This is a genomic window from Pseudomonas sp. B2021, from assembly GCF_018135665.1.
Taxonomy (GTDB): Bacteria; Pseudomonadota; Gammaproteobacteria; order Pseudomonadales; family Pseudomonadaceae; genus Aquipseudomonas; species Aquipseudomonas lactis.
Window position 1 is genome coordinate 1,942,893 of sequence record NZ_SMOF01000001.1, and the last position, 16,116, is coordinate 1,959,008.

16 protein-coding genes are annotated in these 16,116 nt (G+C 53.4%); all 16 read left to right on the top strand.

Annotated features, from left to right (window positions below; genetic code table 11):
* The first annotated feature begins 37 nt into the window (after nucleotides 1-37).
* Nucleotides 38-1,123 carry a 3-phosphoserine/phosphohydroxythreonine transaminase gene (serC, locus tag E1K68_RS08820; protein WP_212613973.1) on the top strand — a complete coding sequence of 362 codons (1,086 nt, stop codon included), beginning with the start codon at nucleotides 38-40 and terminating at the stop codon, nucleotides 1,121-1,123.
* Complete coding sequence (gene pheA, locus E1K68_RS08825) at nucleotides 1,123-2,217, top strand: prephenate dehydratase (RefSeq protein ID WP_003172650.1); 1,095 nt, start codon at nucleotides 1,123-1,125, stop codon at nucleotides 2,215-2,217. The genes serC and pheA overlap by 1 nt, the downstream gene beginning before the upstream one ends.
* A gap of 9 nt (nucleotides 2,218-2,226) precedes the next feature.
* Nucleotides 2,227-3,339, top strand: coding sequence for a histidinol-phosphate transaminase (gene hisC, locus E1K68_RS08830; RefSeq protein WP_169855522.1), 1,113 nt, complete (start codon nucleotides 2,227-2,229; stop codon nucleotides 3,337-3,339).
* A gap of 28 nt (nucleotides 3,340-3,367) precedes the next feature.
* Complete coding sequence (locus E1K68_RS08835) at nucleotides 3,368-5,578, top strand: bifunctional prephenate dehydrogenase/3-phosphoshikimate 1-carboxyvinyltransferase (RefSeq protein ID WP_244858871.1); 2,211 nt, start codon at nucleotides 3,368-3,370, stop codon at nucleotides 5,576-5,578.
* Nucleotides 5,575-6,264: a (d)CMP kinase gene (gene cmk / locus E1K68_RS08840; protein ID WP_003189772.1), complete on the top strand. Its 690-nt coding sequence runs from the start codon at nucleotides 5,575-5,577 to the stop codon at nucleotides 6,262-6,264. Before E1K68_RS08835 ends, cmk begins: the two co-directional genes overlap by 4 nt.
* 120 nt (nucleotides 6,265-6,384) lie before the next feature.
* Complete coding sequence (gene rpsA, locus E1K68_RS08845) at nucleotides 6,385-8,070, top strand: 30S ribosomal protein S1 (RefSeq protein WP_003189774.1); 1,686 nt, start codon at nucleotides 6,385-6,387, stop codon at nucleotides 8,068-8,070.
* Between the two features lie 386 nt (nucleotides 8,071-8,456).
* A complete protein-coding gene (locus tag E1K68_RS08850; protein WP_003189775.1) occupies nucleotides 8,457-8,741 on the top strand; it encodes a hypothetical protein in 285 nt (94 codons plus the stop codon).
* A gap of 130 nt (nucleotides 8,742-8,871) precedes the next feature.
* Nucleotides 8,872-9,168 (top strand): integration host factor subunit beta, encoded by a 297-nt coding sequence (gene ihfB / locus E1K68_RS08855; protein ID WP_003189779.1) that lies wholly within the window; start codon nucleotides 8,872-8,874, stop codon nucleotides 9,166-9,168.
* Nucleotides 9,169-9,192: 24 nt separating this feature from the next.
* Nucleotides 9,193-9,432 carry a lipopolysaccharide assembly protein LapA domain-containing protein gene (locus E1K68_RS08860; RefSeq protein ID WP_212613975.1) on the top strand — a complete coding sequence of 80 codons (240 nt, stop codon included), beginning with the start codon at nucleotides 9,193-9,195 and terminating at the stop codon, nucleotides 9,430-9,432.
* A gap of 336 nt (nucleotides 9,433-9,768) precedes the next feature.
* Nucleotides 9,769-11,067, top strand: a complete 1,299-nt coding sequence (locus E1K68_RS08865) for a Wzz/FepE/Etk N-terminal domain-containing protein (RefSeq protein WP_212613976.1) — start codon at nucleotides 9,769-9,771, stop codon at nucleotides 11,065-11,067.
* Nucleotides 11,068-11,428: 361 nt separating this feature from the next.
* Nucleotides 11,429-12,127 (top strand): hypothetical protein, encoded by a 699-nt coding sequence (locus E1K68_RS08870; protein WP_212613977.1) that lies wholly within the window; start codon nucleotides 11,429-11,431, stop codon nucleotides 12,125-12,127.
* A gap of 3 nt (nucleotides 12,128-12,130) precedes the next feature.
* Nucleotides 12,131-13,183 (top strand): hypothetical protein, encoded by a 1,053-nt coding sequence (locus E1K68_RS08875; protein WP_212613978.1) that lies wholly within the window; start codon nucleotides 12,131-12,133, stop codon nucleotides 13,181-13,183.
* Entirely contained in the window at nucleotides 13,183-14,082 is a 900-nt protein-coding gene (locus E1K68_RS08880; protein ID WP_212613979.1) for a glycosyltransferase, read from the top strand. Before E1K68_RS08875 ends, E1K68_RS08880 begins: the two co-directional genes overlap by 1 nt.
* 16 nt (nucleotides 14,083-14,098) lie before the next feature.
* Nucleotides 14,099-14,704, top strand: a complete 606-nt coding sequence (locus E1K68_RS08885; protein ID WP_275959716.1) for a sugar transferase — start codon at nucleotides 14,099-14,101, stop codon at nucleotides 14,702-14,704.
* Nucleotides 14,701-14,913, top strand: a complete 213-nt coding sequence (locus E1K68_RS08890) for an acyl carrier protein (protein WP_034135135.1) — start codon at nucleotides 14,701-14,703, stop codon at nucleotides 14,911-14,913. The genes E1K68_RS08885 and E1K68_RS08890 overlap by 4 nt, the downstream gene beginning before the upstream one ends.
* A gap of 136 nt (nucleotides 14,914-15,049) precedes the next feature.
* Entirely contained in the window at nucleotides 15,050-16,084 is a 1,035-nt protein-coding gene (locus E1K68_RS08895; RefSeq protein WP_080765587.1) for a Rieske 2Fe-2S domain-containing protein, read from the top strand.
* The last annotated feature ends 32 nt before the right edge of the window (nucleotides 16,085-16,116 follow it).

Genomic DNA, 16,116 nt, shown 5'->3' on the forward strand with positions numbered 1-16,116 from the left:
ATGATTGCAGCCCCACCAGATCAGAGTGAGATTGGATGTGAGCAAGAGAGCCTATAACTTCTGTGCCGGTCCCGCGGCGCTTCCTGAAGCAGTCCTGCAGCGTGCGCAGGGTGAACTCCTCGACTGGCATGGAAGAGGCCTCTCCGTGATGGAAATGAGCCATCGCAGCGATGAGTTCGTGTCCATCGCCAACAAGGCCGAGCAGGACCTGCGCGACTTGCTGGGCATCCCATCCCATTACAAAGTGCTGTTCTTGCAGGGTGGTGCGAGCCAGCAGTTCGCCCAGATCCCGCTGAACCTGCTCCCCGAAGGCGGCACTGCCGACTATATCGACACCGGTATCTGGGGGCAGAAGGCCATTGAAGAAGCCTCGCGCTACGGCCATGTCAACGTGGCAGGCACCGCCAAACCCTACGATTACTTCGCCATTCCCGGTCAGAACGAGTGGAAGCTGTCCAAGGATGCGGCCTACGTGCACTACGTCGCGAACGAAACCATCGGCGGCCTGGAATTTGACTGGGTGCCTGAAGTCGGTGACGTGCCACTGGTGTGCGACATGTCCTCGGACATCCTCTCGCGCCCGATCGACGTGTCCAAATACGGCATGATCTACGCCGGCGCGCAGAAGAACATCGGCCCGAGCGGCATCCTGGTCAATATCATCCGTGAAGACCTGCTGGGCCGCGCCCGCTCGCTGTGCCCGACCATGCTCAACTACAAGGTCGCGGCCGATAACGGCTCGATGTACAACACCCCGCCGGCGTTCGCCTGGTACCTGTCGGGCCTGGTGTTCGAATGGCTCAAGGAGCAGGGCGGCGTGGCGGCCATGGGCAAGCTCAACGAAGAGAAAAAGCGCGTCCTGTACGACTTCATCGACGCCAGCGGCCTGTATAGCAACCCGATCAACCTCACCGACCGCTCGTGGATGAACGTGCCGTTCCGCCTGGCTGACGACCGTCTGGACAAGCCGTTCCTGGCCGGCGCCGACGCGCGCGGCCTGCTGAACCTCAAGGGCCACCGCTCGGTGGGCGGCATGCGCGCCTCCATTTATAACGCCGTCGACATCCACGCCATCAATGCGCTGGTTGCCTACATGGCAGAGTTCGAGAAGGAACACGGCTAATGTCTGAGCAAGAACTCAAGGCCCTGCGCGTACGCATTGACAGCCTGGACGAGAAAGTCCTGGAGCTGATCAGTGAGCGTGCGCGCTGCGCCCAGGAAGTGGCCCGGGTAAAGATGGCATCCCTCGCCGAAGGCGAAGTGCCGGTGTTCTACCGCCCGGAGCGTGAAGCCCAGGTGCTCAAGCGTGTGATGGAGCGCAACAAGGGGCCGCTGGGCAACGAAGAGATGGCGCGGTTGTTCCGTGAAATCATGTCGTCGTGCCTGGCGCTGGAGCAGCCGCTGAAAGTGGCTTACCTCGGCCCTGAAGGCACCTTCACCCAGGCAGCGGCGATGAAGCACTTCGGCCATGCGGTGATCAGCAAGCCGATGGCGGCTATCGATGAAGTCTTCCGTGAAGTCGCGGCCGGAGCGGTGAATTTTGGCGTGGTGCCGGTGGAAAACTCCACCGAAGGCGCGGTCAACCACACGCTGGACAGCTTCCTCGAACACGACATGGTGATCTGCGGTGAGGTGGAGTTGCGTATCCACCACCACCTGCTGGTGGGTGAAAACACCAAGACCGACAGCATCAGCCGTATCTATTCCCACGCCCAGTCCCTGGCCCAGTGCCGCAAGTGGCTGGACGCCCATTACCCGAATGTCGAGCGCGTGGCGGTGTCCAGCAACGCTGAGGCGGCCAAGCGGGTCAAGGGTGAGTGGAATTCGGCGGCGATTGCCGGCGATATGGCCGCGGGCCTGTACGGCCTGACGCGCCTGGCCGAAAAAATCGAAGACCGCCCGGATAACTCCACGCGCTTTTTGATGATCGGCAGCCAGGAAGTGCCGCCCACTGGCGACGACAAGACCTCGATCATCGTTTCCATGAGCAACAAGCCCGGCGCGCTGCATGAGCTGCTGGTGCCGTTCCACGATAACGGGATTGACCTGACGCGCATCGAGACTCGTCCTTCGCGCAGCGGTAAGTGGACCTACGTGTTCTTTATCGACTTCATCGGCCATCACCGCGACCCGCTGGTCAAGGGCGTGCTGGAGAAGATCAGTCAGGAAGCCGTGGCACTCAAGGTGCTGGGCTCTTACCCGAAAGCGGTTTTGTGAGGCTTTGACATGAGTGGCAACTTCCTCGCCCTGGCACAGCCGGGCGTGCAACAACTCTCGCCTTACGTTCCAGGCAAGCCTGTGGATGAGTTGGCCCGCGAGTTGAATCTGGACCCGTCCAAGATCGTCAAACTGGCGAGTAACGAAAATCCGCTGGGCCCGAGCCCCAAAGTGTTGGCGGCGATTCGTGAAGAGCTGGCCGAGCTGACCCGTTATCCCGACGGCAACGGGTTTGCCCTCAAGTCGCTGCTGGCGGACAAGTGCCGGGTCGAGTTGAACCAAGTGACCCTGGGCAATGGCTCCAACGACATCCTTGAACTGGTCGGCCGTGCCTACCTGGCGCCAGGTTTGAACGCAGTGTTCAGCGAGCACGCGTTCGCGGTCTACCCGATCGTAACCCAGGCGGTGGGGGCGGATGCACGCGTGATTCCTGCCAAGGATTGGGGGCACGACCTGCCGGCGATGCTGGCGGCCATCGATGCCCAGACTCGCGTGGTGTTTATCGCCAACCCGAACAACCCGACCGGCACCTGGTTTGACGAGCAGGCATTGAACGAATTCCTGCAGGACGTGCCGGCACATGTGCTGGTGGTGCTGGACGAAGCCTACATCGAGTACGCCGAAGGCAGCGACCTGCCCGACGGCCTGGATTTCCTTGCGGCTTACCCGAACCTGCTGGTGTCGCGTACGTTCTCCAAGGCTTATGGCCTGGCGTCGTTGCGGGTCGGTTATGGCTTGTCCACCCCCGTGGTGGCCGATGTGCTGAACCGCGTGCGCCAGCCGTTCAACGTCAACAGCCTGGCCCTGGCGGCCGCCTGTGCGGCGGTGAAGGATGCCGAATACCTGGAAGAAGGCCGTCGCCTCAACGAAAGCGGCATGCTGCAATTGCAGGAAGGCTTTCGTGAGCTGGGCCTGGGCTGGATTCCGTCCAAGGGCAACTTCATCTGCGTCGACCTCGGCCAAGTGGCCGCGCCGGTGTTCCAGGGCTTGCTGCGCGAGGGCGTGATTGTGCGCCCGGTGGCCAACTACGGCATGCCGAACCACCTACGTATCACCATCGGTTTGCCGGCTGAGAACAGCCGCTTCCTTGAGGCGTTGGCCAAGGTTCTGGCCCGTGGTTGATGTCACTGCATTGCAACCTGCTGTGCCTATGATCGGTCGCCTGGTGGTGGTCGGCCTGGGGTTGATCGGTGGCTCCTTCGCCAAGGGCCTGCGTGAAAGCGGGCTGTGTGGCGAAGTCGTAGGCGTGGACCTCGACCCGCAATCGCGCACGTTGGCGGTGGAGTTGGGGGTGGTGGACCGCTGTGAGGCGGACCTGGCCGTCGCGTGCCAGGGCGCGGATGTGATCCAGCTCGCCGTGCCGATCCTGGCCATGGAGAAATTGCTGGCGGTGCTGGCGGGTATGGACCTGGGGCAAGCAATTCTTACCGATGTGGGCAGCGCCAAAGGCAACGTGGTGCGCGCTGCACAACGGGCGTTTGGTGGCATGCCGCCGCGCTTTGTGCCGGGCCATCCCATTGCTGGCTCCGAGCAGAGCGGGGTGGAGGCCTCCAATGCGCAGTTGTTCCGTCGGCATAAGGTCATCCTGACGCCGCTTGCGCAAACCGATCCCGCGGCGTTGGCGGTGGTGGATCGTCTCTGGCGCGAGCTGGGCGCCGATGTGGAGCATATGCAGGTCGAGCGTCACGACGAAGTCTTGGCTGCCACCAGTCACTTGCCGCACCTGCTGGCATTTGGCTTGGTGGATTCGTTGGCCAAGCGCAACGAGAACCTCGAGATTTTCCGTTACGCAGCCGGTGGTTTTCGCGATTTCACGCGGATTGCCGGCAGCGATCCGGTGATGTGGCACGACATCTTCCTCGCCAATCGCGAAGCGGTATTGCGCACCCTGGACACCTTCCGCAGTGACCTCGACGCCTTGCGCGACGCGGTGGATGCGGGAGACGGCCATCAACTGCTGGGCGTGTTCACCCGTGCGCGGGTGGCGCGTGAACATTTCAGCAAGATCCTCGCACGCCGGGCCTATATGGAAACAGCAGTGAACACCGATGATCTGACCTTCATCGCCAGCCCGGGTGGACGCTTGAGCGGGCGCATCCGCGTGCCGGGTGACAAGTCGATCTCTCACCGTTCGATCATGTTGGGGTCGTTGGCCGAGGGCGTGACCGAGGTGGAAGGCTTCCTTGAGGGTGAAGACGCCCTGGCGACCTTGCAGGCCTTTCGCGACATGGGCGTGGTGATCGAGGGCCCGCACCATGGGCGCGTGACCATTCACGGTGTCGGCCTGCAGGGCCTGAAGGCAGCGCCGGGGCCGATCTACGTGGGCAATTCCGGCACGTCGATGCGCCTGTTGGCCGGTGTATTGGCGGCGCAGCGCTTCGACAGCGTGTTGACCGGCGATGCCTCGCTGTCCAAGCGCCCGATGAACCGCGTGGCCAAGCCGCTGCGTGAAATGGGCGCGATCATCGAAACCGGGCCGGACGGGCGTCCGCCACTGAGCATTCGTGGGGGGCAATCGCTCAAAGGCTTGAACTATGTACTGCCCATGGCCAGTGCCCAGGTGAAATCCTGCCTGTTGTTGGCGGGGTTGTACGCTGAGGGTAAAACCTCGGTGACCGAGCCCGCACCGACCCGCGACCACACCGAGCGCATGCTGCGCGGCTTTGGTTACTCGGTGGCGGTGCAGGGCGCGACGGCGTCGCTGGCGTCGGGGCATGGGTTGACCGCTACGCGTATTGAAGTGCCGGGGGATATTTCGTCTTCGGCGTTTTTCATGGTGGCGGCCTCGATTGCCGAGGGCTCCGAGCTGTTGCTGGAGCATGTCGGTATCAACCCGACCCGCACCGGAGTGATCGACATCCTGCGGCTGATGGGCGCTGATATCACCCTCGAAAACCAGCGCGAGGTGGGTGGCGAGCCGGTTGCGGATATACGTGTACGTGCTGCCGTGCTCAAGGGCATCGAGATTCCAGAGGCCCTGGTGCCGTTGGCAATTGATGAGTTCCCCGTGCTGTTTATTGCTGCTGCCTGCGCTCAGGGCCGTACTGTTTTACGCGGTGCCGAGGAGCTTCGCCTCAAGGAGTCCGATCGCATCCAAGTGATGGCCGACGGTCTGTTGGCCCTGGGCGTGAAGTGTGAACCCACCCCAGATGGGCTTATCATTGACGGTGGACCGATGGGCGGTGGTGAAGTGCACGCTCATGGCGATCATCGGATTGCCATGGCGTTCAGTGTGGCTTCCCTGCAGGCGACGGCGCCTATTCGTATCCTTGACTGCGCCAATGTTGCGACGTCTTTTCCGAACTTTTTGACACTGTGTGCCCAAGTCGGCATCCGTGTTGCCCAAGAGGCTCAATTGTGAATATCAAAGCACCGGTGATTACCATCGACGGGCCTAGCGGCTCGGGCAAAGGCACAATCGCTGGCATTCTGGCCAAGCGCCTGGGCTGGTGCCTGCTGGATTCTGGCGCGCTGTACCGTCTGCTGGCGTTCGCTGCGCACAACCATGGTGTGGACCTGACCAACGAAGAGTTGCTGACCAAACTTGCCGCCCATCTGGATGTGCAGTTCATTGCGGCGACCGAGGGTCAGCTGCAGCGCATTATTCTGGAAGGTGATGAAGTCAGTGATGTGATTCGCACCGAGAGTATCGGCGCGGGTGCCTCCCAAGTGGCCGCGCTGCCTGCCGTGCGCGAGGCGCTGCTGCAGCGCCAGCGCGCATTCCAGGAAGCGCCGGGCCTGGTGGCGGATGGCCGCGACATGGGCACGGTGGTGTTTCCCGAGGCGCCGCTGAAGATTTTCCTGACCGCCAGCGCCGAGGAACGGGCACGCCGCCGTTACTTGCAGTTGAAGGGCAAAGTCGATGGTGTTAGTCTGTCGAGTCTGCTAGATGAGATCCGTGCACGCGATGAGCGTGATACCCAGCGTGCGGTAGCCCCGCTCAAGCCGGCGGCTGACGCCATACAGCTGGATTCCACGGAGCTGTCCATCGAGCAGGTGCTGGAACGCATCATGAGTGAAATCGCCATTCGCGATATCGCCGGGTGATCAAGAAGGCCGCAGGGGACCAGTCATAGTCCTGCGGTGGCTTCTTTTAACTGAAACTGACCCACACCGTCTGGGGTGTGGAGATGGGCGTATTCTTCGCCCTTATCAACAGGAATTAAAATGAGCGAAAGCTTTGCGGAACTCTTTGAAGAAAGCCTAAAAACCCTGAACCTTCAGGCAGGCTCCATCATCACCGGTGTTATCGTTGATATCGATTACCAAGCTCGCTGGGTAACCGTTCACGCTGGTCTGAAGTCTGAAGCTCTGATCCCGCTGGAACAGTTCTACAACGATGCTGGTGACCTGACTATCAATGTCGGTGACGAAGTTCACGTTGCTCTGGACTCGGTTGAAGACGGTTTCGGTGAAACCAAGCTGTCCCGTGAAAAAGCCAAGCGCGCTGAATGCTGGATTGTTCTCGAAGCAGCCTTCGCAGCTGAAGAAGTGGTCAAGGGCGTTATCAACGGTAAGGTTAAAGGCGGCTTCACTGTCGACGTTAACGGCATCCGTGCGTTCCTGCCAGGTTCTTTGGTCGACGTTCGTCCAGTGCGCGACACCACGCACCTGGAAGGCAAAGAACTGGAATTCAAAGTCATCAAGCTCGACCAGAAGCGCAACAACGTTGTCGTTTCCCGTCGCAGCGTGCTGGAAGCAGAGAACTCCGCCGAGCGTGAAGCTCTGCTGGAATCCCTGCAGGAAGGCCAACAAGTCAAAGGTATCGTCAAGAACCTCACCGATTACGGCGCATTCGTCGATCTGGGTGGCGTCGATGGCCTGCTGCACATTACCGACATGGCTTGGAAGCGTATCAAGCATCCTTCCGAAATCGTCAACGTTGGCGACGAGATCGATGTCAAGGTTCTGAAGTACGATCGTGAGCGTAACCGCGTTTCCCTGGGCTTGAAGCAGCTGGGCGAAGATCCATGGGTTGCTATCAAAGCTCGTTACCCAGAAAGCACCCGCGTGACCGCGCGTGTTACCAACCTGACCGACTACGGCTGCTTCGCAGAGCTGGAAGAAGGCGTGGAAGGCCTGGTGCACGTTTCCGAAATGGACTGGACCAACAAGAACATCCACCCTTCGAAAGTCGTACAAGTCGGCGACGAAGTGGAAGTTATGGTTCTGGACATCGACGAAGAGCGTCGTCGTATCTCCCTGGGCATCAAGCAGTGCAAATCTAACCCATGGGAAGATTTCTCTGGCCAGTTCAACAAGGGCGATAAAATCTCCGGCACCATCAAGTCGATCACCGATTTCGGTATCTTCATTGGTCTGGACGGCGGCATCGACGGCCTGGTTCACCTGTCCGACATCTCCTGGAACGAAGTTGGCGAAGAAGCTGTTCGTCGTTTCAAGAAGGGCGACGAGCTGGACACCGTTATCCTGTCGGTTGACCCAGAGCGCGAGCGCATCTCCCTGGGCATCAAGCAACTGGAAAGCGATCCGTTCTCCGAGTACGTTCAAGAGAACGACAAAGGCGCCATCGTTAAAGGCACTGTGAAAGAAGTTGACGCCAAAGGCGCCATCATCGTTCTGGCCGACGATATCGAAGCGACTCTGAAAGCCTCCGAAATCAGCCGTGACCGCGTTGAAGACGCGCGCAACGTTCTGAAAGAAGGCCAGGAAGTAGAAGCCAAGATCATCAGCGTTGACCGCAAGAGCCGCGTGATTCAGCTCTCCATCAAGTCGAAAGACGAAGTAGAAGAGAAAGAAGCTATCCAGAGCTTGAAAGAAGCTGCTCCGGAAGCTGCTGCTGACACCACCATGGCGGCACTGCTGCGCCAGGCAATGGCCAAGCAGAACTAAGTTCTGTAAAGCTGTAGAAAAAGGGCGACTTCGGTCGCCCTTTTTTGTTGCCTGACGCCTCAACGGTAGGAGCGAGCTCGCTCGCGAAAAACTCACAGACGACACGTTCATTCAAGATTCATGATCGTTCCCACGCTCCGCGTGGGAACGCCTCTTGAGACGCTCTGCGTCTCGTCCGTTAGCGCCAGTGGCGCAGAGCGTCACTGGCTGCATTCCCACGCAGAGCATGGGAACGATCACGATCAAGGGCCTTGCGATGCGAGGCCTTTTTTTTGCCTGAAATTTGATGAAGCAACTGCACCGAACCAAGGCATTCAGCCCAATGTCAGAACTGACTATAGTCATAAAAACGGCTATTTCGCGTTGCTGACTCAATAAGGGTTTGAATGAACAGAATTATCGTAATACTCGCCTTGCTGGTGCTTGCAGGCTGCTCCTCCACCAGCGCCAAGACCCACGCCAAGCGCGGCGTCAGTGGCATCGAGATCGACTGCTCTGGCCTGGGCAACAAGTGGGAAAAGTGCGAAAAGCGCGCCGCCCGTGAGTGCAAGATGCAGGGCTACAAGGTCATTACCCGTTCCAGCGACGCCGAGGACGAAGAGGGTGACTACCTGTTCGGCTGGAACCCTGCTGGCGCGGTGACGCGGACCATGTTGGTGATCTGTAAGTAAGAGGTTGACCGCCCGCTGAGCGTGTTTATTCAGCCTCAGATAAGTTGACACATGGGCTGTTCAAATTCATCAACTCATGCTAAAACCTTCGGAGCGCTTTTCCTAGCTGCTTGAAAAAGAAGGGAAAAATATGACGAAGTCGGAGTTGATCGAACGAATTGTCACCCATCAAGGGCTGCTCTCATCCAAGGATGTGGAGCTGGCTATCAAGACCATGCTTGAGCAAATGTCCCAATGCCTCGCCACCGGAGATCGCATCGAAATCCGCGGCTTCGGCAGCTTCTCCCTGCACTACCGCGCACCCCGCGTAGGCCGCAACCCAAAAACCGGCCAATCCGTCAGCCTCGACGGCAAATTCGTTCCCCACTTCAAACCGGGCAAGGAATTGCGCGATCGGGTGAACGAAGAAGAGGAAGAAGGTGTCTGAGTGTTTTTGGGGAAGGAGAAGGGTATGCGTGGGGTTAAGCGCGTTGTTGCGGTATTGATTGCAGTGCTGGCAGTGCTGGCAGCGTTGGTGGTTTTGGCGTTTGTGCTGGAAAACCAGCAGGGCGTGGCGCTGTCGTTCCTGGGGTGGAGTACTGCGCAGATGCCGGTGGCGGTGTTTGTGGTGGTGGCTTTGATTGCGGGAATGGTGATTGGGCCGGTGTTGGGGGTGGTTGTGCGTAGGCGTCGGGGTAAGGCGGTGGTTTAGGGGGGAGTCTTAGCTGGCATTGTGATGGAAATGGGCGGTGTTTGAGACCGTTTGTCAGAAATCTTATCATGTCGAGCGCTTTGAGTTGCCTGGCTACCTATTCCCGCTGGTTGCGACAGTTCTCATGGGGAATTCAGAAACGTCTGACAGACATGTCAAGACTTGTAATATGCCAAAGAGATGGCAGAATGGAATCTGTTCTCGATAACAGGCATTTTGTGCGCTCAAAATTTGGCAGAGACGCTGAGTTTTGGCGGTCATCCAATTAGAATAAAAAATACGCAATTTTGTCTGCATAACGAGCCCGCAGTTTCTCTTTGAAGGCAGGTTTTTGTTGTGAGTAGTAGCTTTCGTATCCCTCCTGTATCTCAAAATGACGAGATCGATATCGTCGAGCTTGTGCAATCCATTTGGCAGCATAAAAAGCTGATTCTAGCATTTGCGCTAGGTGCCGGTTTGCTCGCGACTGCCTATGCTTTTATAGCTACCCCTGAGTACTCTGTGAATAGCGTGTTGCGACCTGCTGCGCTCAACGAGTTGGACGCACTCAATCGTTCTGAAGTTTATAAGTTGCCACCAGAGGCCGCATTGATAAAAGTGGGGGCGTCACTTGAATCTTACGAAGTGCGTTTAAATTTTTTTAGAGAAAACCAGAAGCTGTTTGAAGCGTTCGTGCGCCCAGGTCGGACATTAGAGCAGAGCTTTGAAGAGTTTAATCGCAATTCAATTGTTTTGACCAGGTCGGACCCGAAAAATAATACAGCAATAGATTCGAATATAACACTGCATCTTAATTATCCGGCAGGGGTTGATGGCGTCGCGATACTTAATAACTTTGTGGGTTACGCTGTTGAAGCTGAACGCTTGAAAATCGCTTCTGATATGCGCGTTATTGTTAAAAATAGAATAAACGAAATTCAGGGTAAACTAGAAGCTGCGCGAGCAGGCTATGATAATGATAAGCAGGCAAGAATAGCCTTCTTGCTTGAGAGTGATAGCATGAAGCGCTCACAATTACAGGACGAGCTCAGGGCGCTAAGGATACAGTTAAAGGAGCTGCGAGCGGATCGAATTTCCCAGCTCGAAGAATCAATTGTTATTGCTAGATCATTGGGTATTCATAAGCCTACTACTCCCTCTTTGCTTGGGGAGACCGATCGTCCTAATTCGAGCGTAATGAAGACCGAGATAAATAATCAACAAATACCACTGTATTTTATGGGGGTAGAGGCATTATTGGCGGAGCGTTCTGCTCTGCAGCGTCGTACCAGTGATGACTTTGCTGATGGTCGGATAGCGCAAATATCAAAAGAGCTTCAACTATTGCGTACGAACCGTGAGGTGGAAGTGTTAGAAAGTCGCGCAAATGAAGAGCTCTTCCTCAGCGGCGTCCAGCCATTGCGCGCAGAGATGGTTCGGTTGCAGAATCTGAATATCGACCTGGACGGATTGAAGCTTGTCAGCATTGATAAGCTGGCTCTTGAACCAACTAGTCCCATTAAACCCAAACGTTTTCTAGTCATTGTAGTTGGCGTATTGTGCGGAATCATCTTGGGTCTGGCGATTGCGGTAGTCATGTATTTCTCAAGACGCTCTAAAATAACGGTATTGAATGAGGTCCCACTCCTGAAATAGCCGTGATCATGAATTATACCCCCTGTCTGTAATGGTGGCTAAATAATGGCCTTTGGGCTCCTCGTTTAGCTGCTTGACCGAGTCTTGCTGGTGGGTTGGGGGCGGAAAGGGCGACGGGGAGAGATAGATGATTTCGTTGAATTTATCTTCGTTGCGTTGGTCGTAAGCGTATGAAGCACGAGCATTCCGAGTGGTATCCTGGATTGAGCCTGTCAGGCATAATACGCGTATGTTGGCACACGATACAGAAGCACCGTGTCAATCATGAGCGGGTCTGGGCTTGCATTAATGAATGCCTTTAGGCATCAAGATCGGTGTTCAGGTTTAGGCCAAAGGTTTTAATAATGAGCTCGGAGTATGGATGGACAGTAATTTAGTGAGTGTATTCGAATTCATCGTGATTTTTACATTGGTAGGGGCACAGGTTTTCGATGTGTACGCTGTCATGGTTCGAGCGAAGGTTAACGTGGATGGTACTACACAAGTTTTAGCTGTTGCTAACTGGATCCAGTACCTGGCACGCATTATGAATATGGTTTCTGTATTCAGCATATCTCTGTTGTTAGAAAGTAAGATTAGCACCATTGGTGTGCCTGCAATGTTTGGCTATTCAATGTGCCTTGGACTGGTAATGATCGGGCTCGTTTGCAAGTTTAGTTTTACCAGTCCGGTGCTTAGAGTTCTCCAGTGTGTAGGGTTTACTCCGGTGTTTGGTGAGCCTGGAAAGAAGGCGTATTGGTGGCGTGTAAAGTTTGATTTTTTTTCAAGGCTTACTTGGTTTTCTGTATTGGTTAGTTTGTTTATAAACTTGGCGATTATCATGCCTTTTATGTTAAGTGTTCGATATCCAGAGGTTAGGATGACGCTGGCGTATACCGGTCAATTACTTAACTTTTGTGCGTCAATTATAATGTTCACCTATGTGGATCGTGTTTTTTTCAAAGCGCTTGATGCCGGTAATGAGTTTGCCTGTGCTAATAGAATTATCACGGGAAAACTTGTAGCGCAGTTCATATTGGTGCTAGGTGTTTTTTGTTTTTATTTTACCGTTGGGGGTTAAGGAGTGAGTGTAGAAGCCGACGCCGTAGCTAAGCTTGAAGAGGGTGGGGAGCAATCACGCTCTTTTTCGGGCAGTTGGTATGTCTATCTCAATCTGCTTTTTGTGCTTGCCCTGCTTATTGTTTATTATTTCATGGGGGGTTGGTCGTTTCCGGATTATCCGAATTATGTAACCATCGTTAATAATGGTGGGTACTTGTTTAGTAAAGACGAATATATGGCTGAGTGGGTTTCTCGGCTGTTTTTAAGTCAGGGGTTACTTTTTTTTGACAGTGCCGATCATGTTGTCGACTTTTTTGCGTTAATTGTTCAGATTTTTTATGTGTTATTTGTTTTCTATTTTGGTGTCGTTAAAGGTGGCATATCGAGGCGGGGTTGGTTTTTCTTTACCGCCGTTTTAGGCCCTTTATTGATCACTACGGCGCTGCGTGCCTCCCCGGCATATATATTGGTTGCCTATATAGCGGCAACCGGGGGGAAGTTTAATTTAAAGTTTATACTGCTCTCTATTCTAGCCGTTTCCTTCCATGATTCAGCGTTGATTCTGGTTGCTGTGTATGCTGCTAGCTGCATAGCTACATACATGTTTAAATCGATTGGGCTGGTTTTTTACCAATTTTTGATGTGGTGTTCTCTCACGTTGATACTGCTTTCACAGCAAGTAGCTTATGTTTTGTTCTCAGTGGTATCAAAATTAAATATTGGGATTCGGTCGGTTTACTTTCAAGAACTTCCTGAAACATCAACTGTAAAAAAGATTTTTATGGTTGTCATTTGGGTGGTGGCCTATACCACGATAAAAAATCTAGCGGTGCAAGCGAGGACTAAGCTGTTTGTTTGTGGCTCTATGTTGCTCACAGCACTTTCCTTTGCGTTGAGCGAAGTTGTCGGGGTTCGATTTGCTTTATATGTATTGGGCAGCTGCGTTTTGGCCAAAGGGGCTTTTTTATTTACCGGGCAGAGTAGCAGTAGATATCGTCAGATAGACGTCGTATTTGCGGTTGGGTATTTTTGCTTGGTGTTTATGGATATTCTTCGAAATGCGGGAGGTGCATGATGGCTAAAATTGCGGTGCTGTTGGCAGCTTACAATGGTGAGCCATTTATTGTTTCTCAAGTCAATTCGATCCTGTCGCAATTGGATGTTGATGTCGATCTTTATATTCGTGACGACGGGTCAACGGATAAGACGGCCGATGTTATCCAAAGCTTTGCAAGCTTGATTAATGTAACGATTATTGAAGACGATGCTAGCACTCGGTCGGCCGCTGGAAACTTTTTTAAAATTTTGTCTCAAATTGAGATAGAAAACTATGATTATGTAGCTTTTGCCGATCAGGATGATATCTGGGATCCCGAAAAACTAAAGCGAGCGCACGCTAAGATTGTCGAGGGGGATCATGAGGGTTATAGCGCCGATTTAATTGCTTATTCGAATTCAAAAGGTCATGCCCAGTATTTAAAAAAGTCTTATCCAGCTAAAGATTTCGATTATTTATTTCAGGGCGCATCGGCGGGCTGTACATATGTAATGACTTCAAAGTTGGCAGCCCTTGTGGTGCGCTACACCGCGAACTTACAAAGTGCGGATTTCATAGGCCGCTCTCATGATTGGTTAGTATATGCAATTGCTCGTGCCAACCAGATGAGTTGGTGCTATGACGCTTATGCGCCTATTTTCTACAGGCAGCATGCCAGTAATGTTTATGGTGCCATGACTACCCTAGGTGGGTTGTTGGAGAAAATCAAGCTTGTCCGAGGGGGGTGGTATCGGTCTAACGTACTATGGATAGCAGAACATTGCGGTGCCGGTGATAGAGAGAGGGATGTAATAGAGTTGGTTAAAAGAAATAGCTTTCTTGATCGTCTGAAACTTATCGGTCGCGTCGGTTCGTTCAGGCGTAAAGCATCTGAGTGTCGGGTGTTGAGTGCGTTCTTTTTCTTCGGATTATTTTAGTTATATGAAAAGATTAATGGATATAGTGATCTCTGGCCTGGGTTTGCTTTTATTGTCTCCTGTCATGGTAGTCACCTATTTACTGGTGAGGTGGTATCTCGGAGGTCCGGCATTTTTCAGGCAGGTGAGACCTGGCTTTGAAGGGAGACCCTTCGAGATGCTAAAATTCCGGACAATGCTTGACGCGCATGACGCGGCGGGTACGCCATTACCGGATTCTGAGCGTTTGACCAAGTTCGGACGGTTCCTTAGGGCTAGCAGTCTTGATGAGCTTCCTGGTTTGCTAAATGTGCTAAAAGGGGATATGAGCATTGTCGGGCCGCGGCCCTTGCTGATGGCCTATCTCCCCCTATACAGTGCAGAGCAGAATCGCAGGCATTTGGTTCGTCCCGGAGTGACGGGACTCGCTCAGGTGAGCGGGCGGAACGCGCTCTCCTGGGAGGAAAAATTCAAACTGGACGTGTGGTATGTCGACAACCAGTCTCTACTGCTGGATCTGAAAATCATTATTTTGACCTTCAAGAAGGTGTTCTTGCGAGAGGGCATCAATCAAGAAGGGCAAGCAACTATGGAAGCCTTCAAGGGTTCCAACGACAACGAAATTGATGGGGAAAAGAAATGAGCAACGATATTCTGAACTTGATCGCAGAAGCCAAAGAAGCTGACGAAGGCTCTGTTAAGCTGGGCGATAAATTAGATTGGGATTCCATCGCCGTCGTAACCTTTATGGCTTTTCTCTCTGAGCGAGATATCAGTGTTTCTGCTGACGGTCTTAATAAGTGCGAAACCGTAGATGATGTCGTGGCCTTGGTCGCTGCTAAAAGTGCATGATAAGCTTTAGGCTTACCTAATCCATACCGCTCAAAATACTTCACAATTTTGAGCGGTTTGGATTTTTTATTTTAATGATTTTATCGAACTTGCTCGGTATAGCGTTATACAAGAATTGTAGAGGGGTGGGGTGTTTATGAATGTTGAATTGGACTCGAGTAAAATCGAAAGAGATTTAGTTGAGTCATACTGGCACCCCCTGTGCTTTAATTCTGATTTGCCGAACGATAGAGATTTTTTACGCTTTGATGTTCTGGATTTTGAGGTTGTAATATTTAACGATAAGGGACGTCTCATTGCGTTCGATAATCGCTGTCCACATCGAGGAAGCCGGTTTTTCACCGAGGATTATGGTAACCGCGGTGTCGTCTGCCGGTATCATGGTTGGAGCTTTTCGGATGGCCGTTTACGAATACCCAATGCAGCTTCGTTTGTTGGATGCGATATAGAAAACGCTTCTCTCAATCAGTTCAAATTGGCAGCCTGTGGGGAGCTGGTTTTTTTTGCAGTTAACCCACGTGTCTCGCTCCAGGAACAGATTGGTAGTGAGGTTTACGGCGTTGTCGAACGCTTAGGTAAGGATGTGCAGGCCTGTAATGATTTTAATCGTTATGAGTTTGAGTGTAATTGGACGATTGCACTGGAAAATGCACTTGAGCCTTACCATATACCATTAATTCATCGCAATACGCTTGCGACCTTGAAGTTAGGTGTTGGCGAGAATGTGTTTGAAGGCGAGAATTCTATCTGGTATTCGCCGGTAGAGGATGAGAGAGTTCAGCGCCGGCTTTCGGGACTCAGCAAGTTCTTCGAAACCACCGATCCATATCAAGGTTATATGAGCATTTTTCTTTTCCCCTTTGCGATGATCTCGTCGACATATGGGTACTCCTATTCGATGCAGAACTTTTTCCCTTCTCCGAAGGTGGATCGTGCGTTTTTCACTAGTCGGCTTTTTCCGGCGAGAACATCCGATCCGCGTTACAGCGAGATCACCGGGCTGTTTTCCAAGTCTACCGCTGAATTAAATCGTCAGGTCTTCGAGGAAGATCACCAGATTTGTCAAAGGGTCCCTAGTGATTCTTGGACCATGTCTCCTCCAAAATATTTGAGCTCGTTAGAACAGAAAATTGCGCACTTTCGTCAATCGTGTGCAAAGGGACGCAAATAGTTTGCTCTCTGTGTTTTATTGCTATCATTTAA

Bases quoted from the DNA above. Each gene is read 5' to 3' on its own strand.
- pheA (WP_003172650.1), top strand. From the start codon at position 1,123: ATGTCTGAGCAAGAACTCAAGGCCCTGCGCGTACGCATTGACAGCCTG.
- hisC (WP_169855522.1), top strand. From the start codon at position 2,227: ATGAGTGGCAACTTCCTCGCCCTGGCACAGCCGGGCGTGCAACAACTC.
- E1K68_RS08835 (WP_244858871.1), top strand. From the start codon at position 3,368: ATGATCGGTCGCCTGGTGGTGGTCGGCCTGGGGTTGATCGGTGGCTCC.
- rpsA (WP_003189774.1), top strand. From the start codon at position 6,385: ATGAGCGAAAGCTTTGCGGAACTCTTTGAAGAAAGCCTAAAAACCCTG.
- E1K68_RS08850 (WP_003189775.1), top strand. From the start codon at position 8,457: ATGAACAGAATTATCGTAATACTCGCCTTGCTGGTGCTTGCAGGCTGC.
- ihfB (WP_003189779.1), top strand. From the start codon at position 8,872: ATGACGAAGTCGGAGTTGATCGAACGAATTGTCACCCATCAAGGGCTG.
- E1K68_RS08860 (WP_212613975.1), top strand. From the start codon at position 9,193: ATGCGTGGGGTTAAGCGCGTTGTTGCGGTATTGATTGCAGTGCTGGCA.
- E1K68_RS08870 (WP_212613977.1), top strand. From the start codon at position 11,429: ATGGACAGTAATTTAGTGAGTGTATTCGAATTCATCGTGATTTTTACA.
- E1K68_RS08880 (WP_212613979.1), top strand. From the start codon at position 13,183: ATGGCTAAAATTGCGGTGCTGTTGGCAGCTTACAATGGTGAGCCATTT.
- E1K68_RS08885 (WP_275959716.1), top strand. From the start codon at position 14,099: ATGGATATAGTGATCTCTGGCCTGGGTTTGCTTTTATTGTCTCCTGTC.
- E1K68_RS08890 (WP_034135135.1), top strand. From the start codon at position 14,701: ATGAGCAACGATATTCTGAACTTGATCGCAGAAGCCAAAGAAGCTGAC.
- E1K68_RS08895 (WP_080765587.1), top strand. From the start codon at position 15,050: ATGAATGTTGAATTGGACTCGAGTAAAATCGAAAGAGATTTAGTTGAG.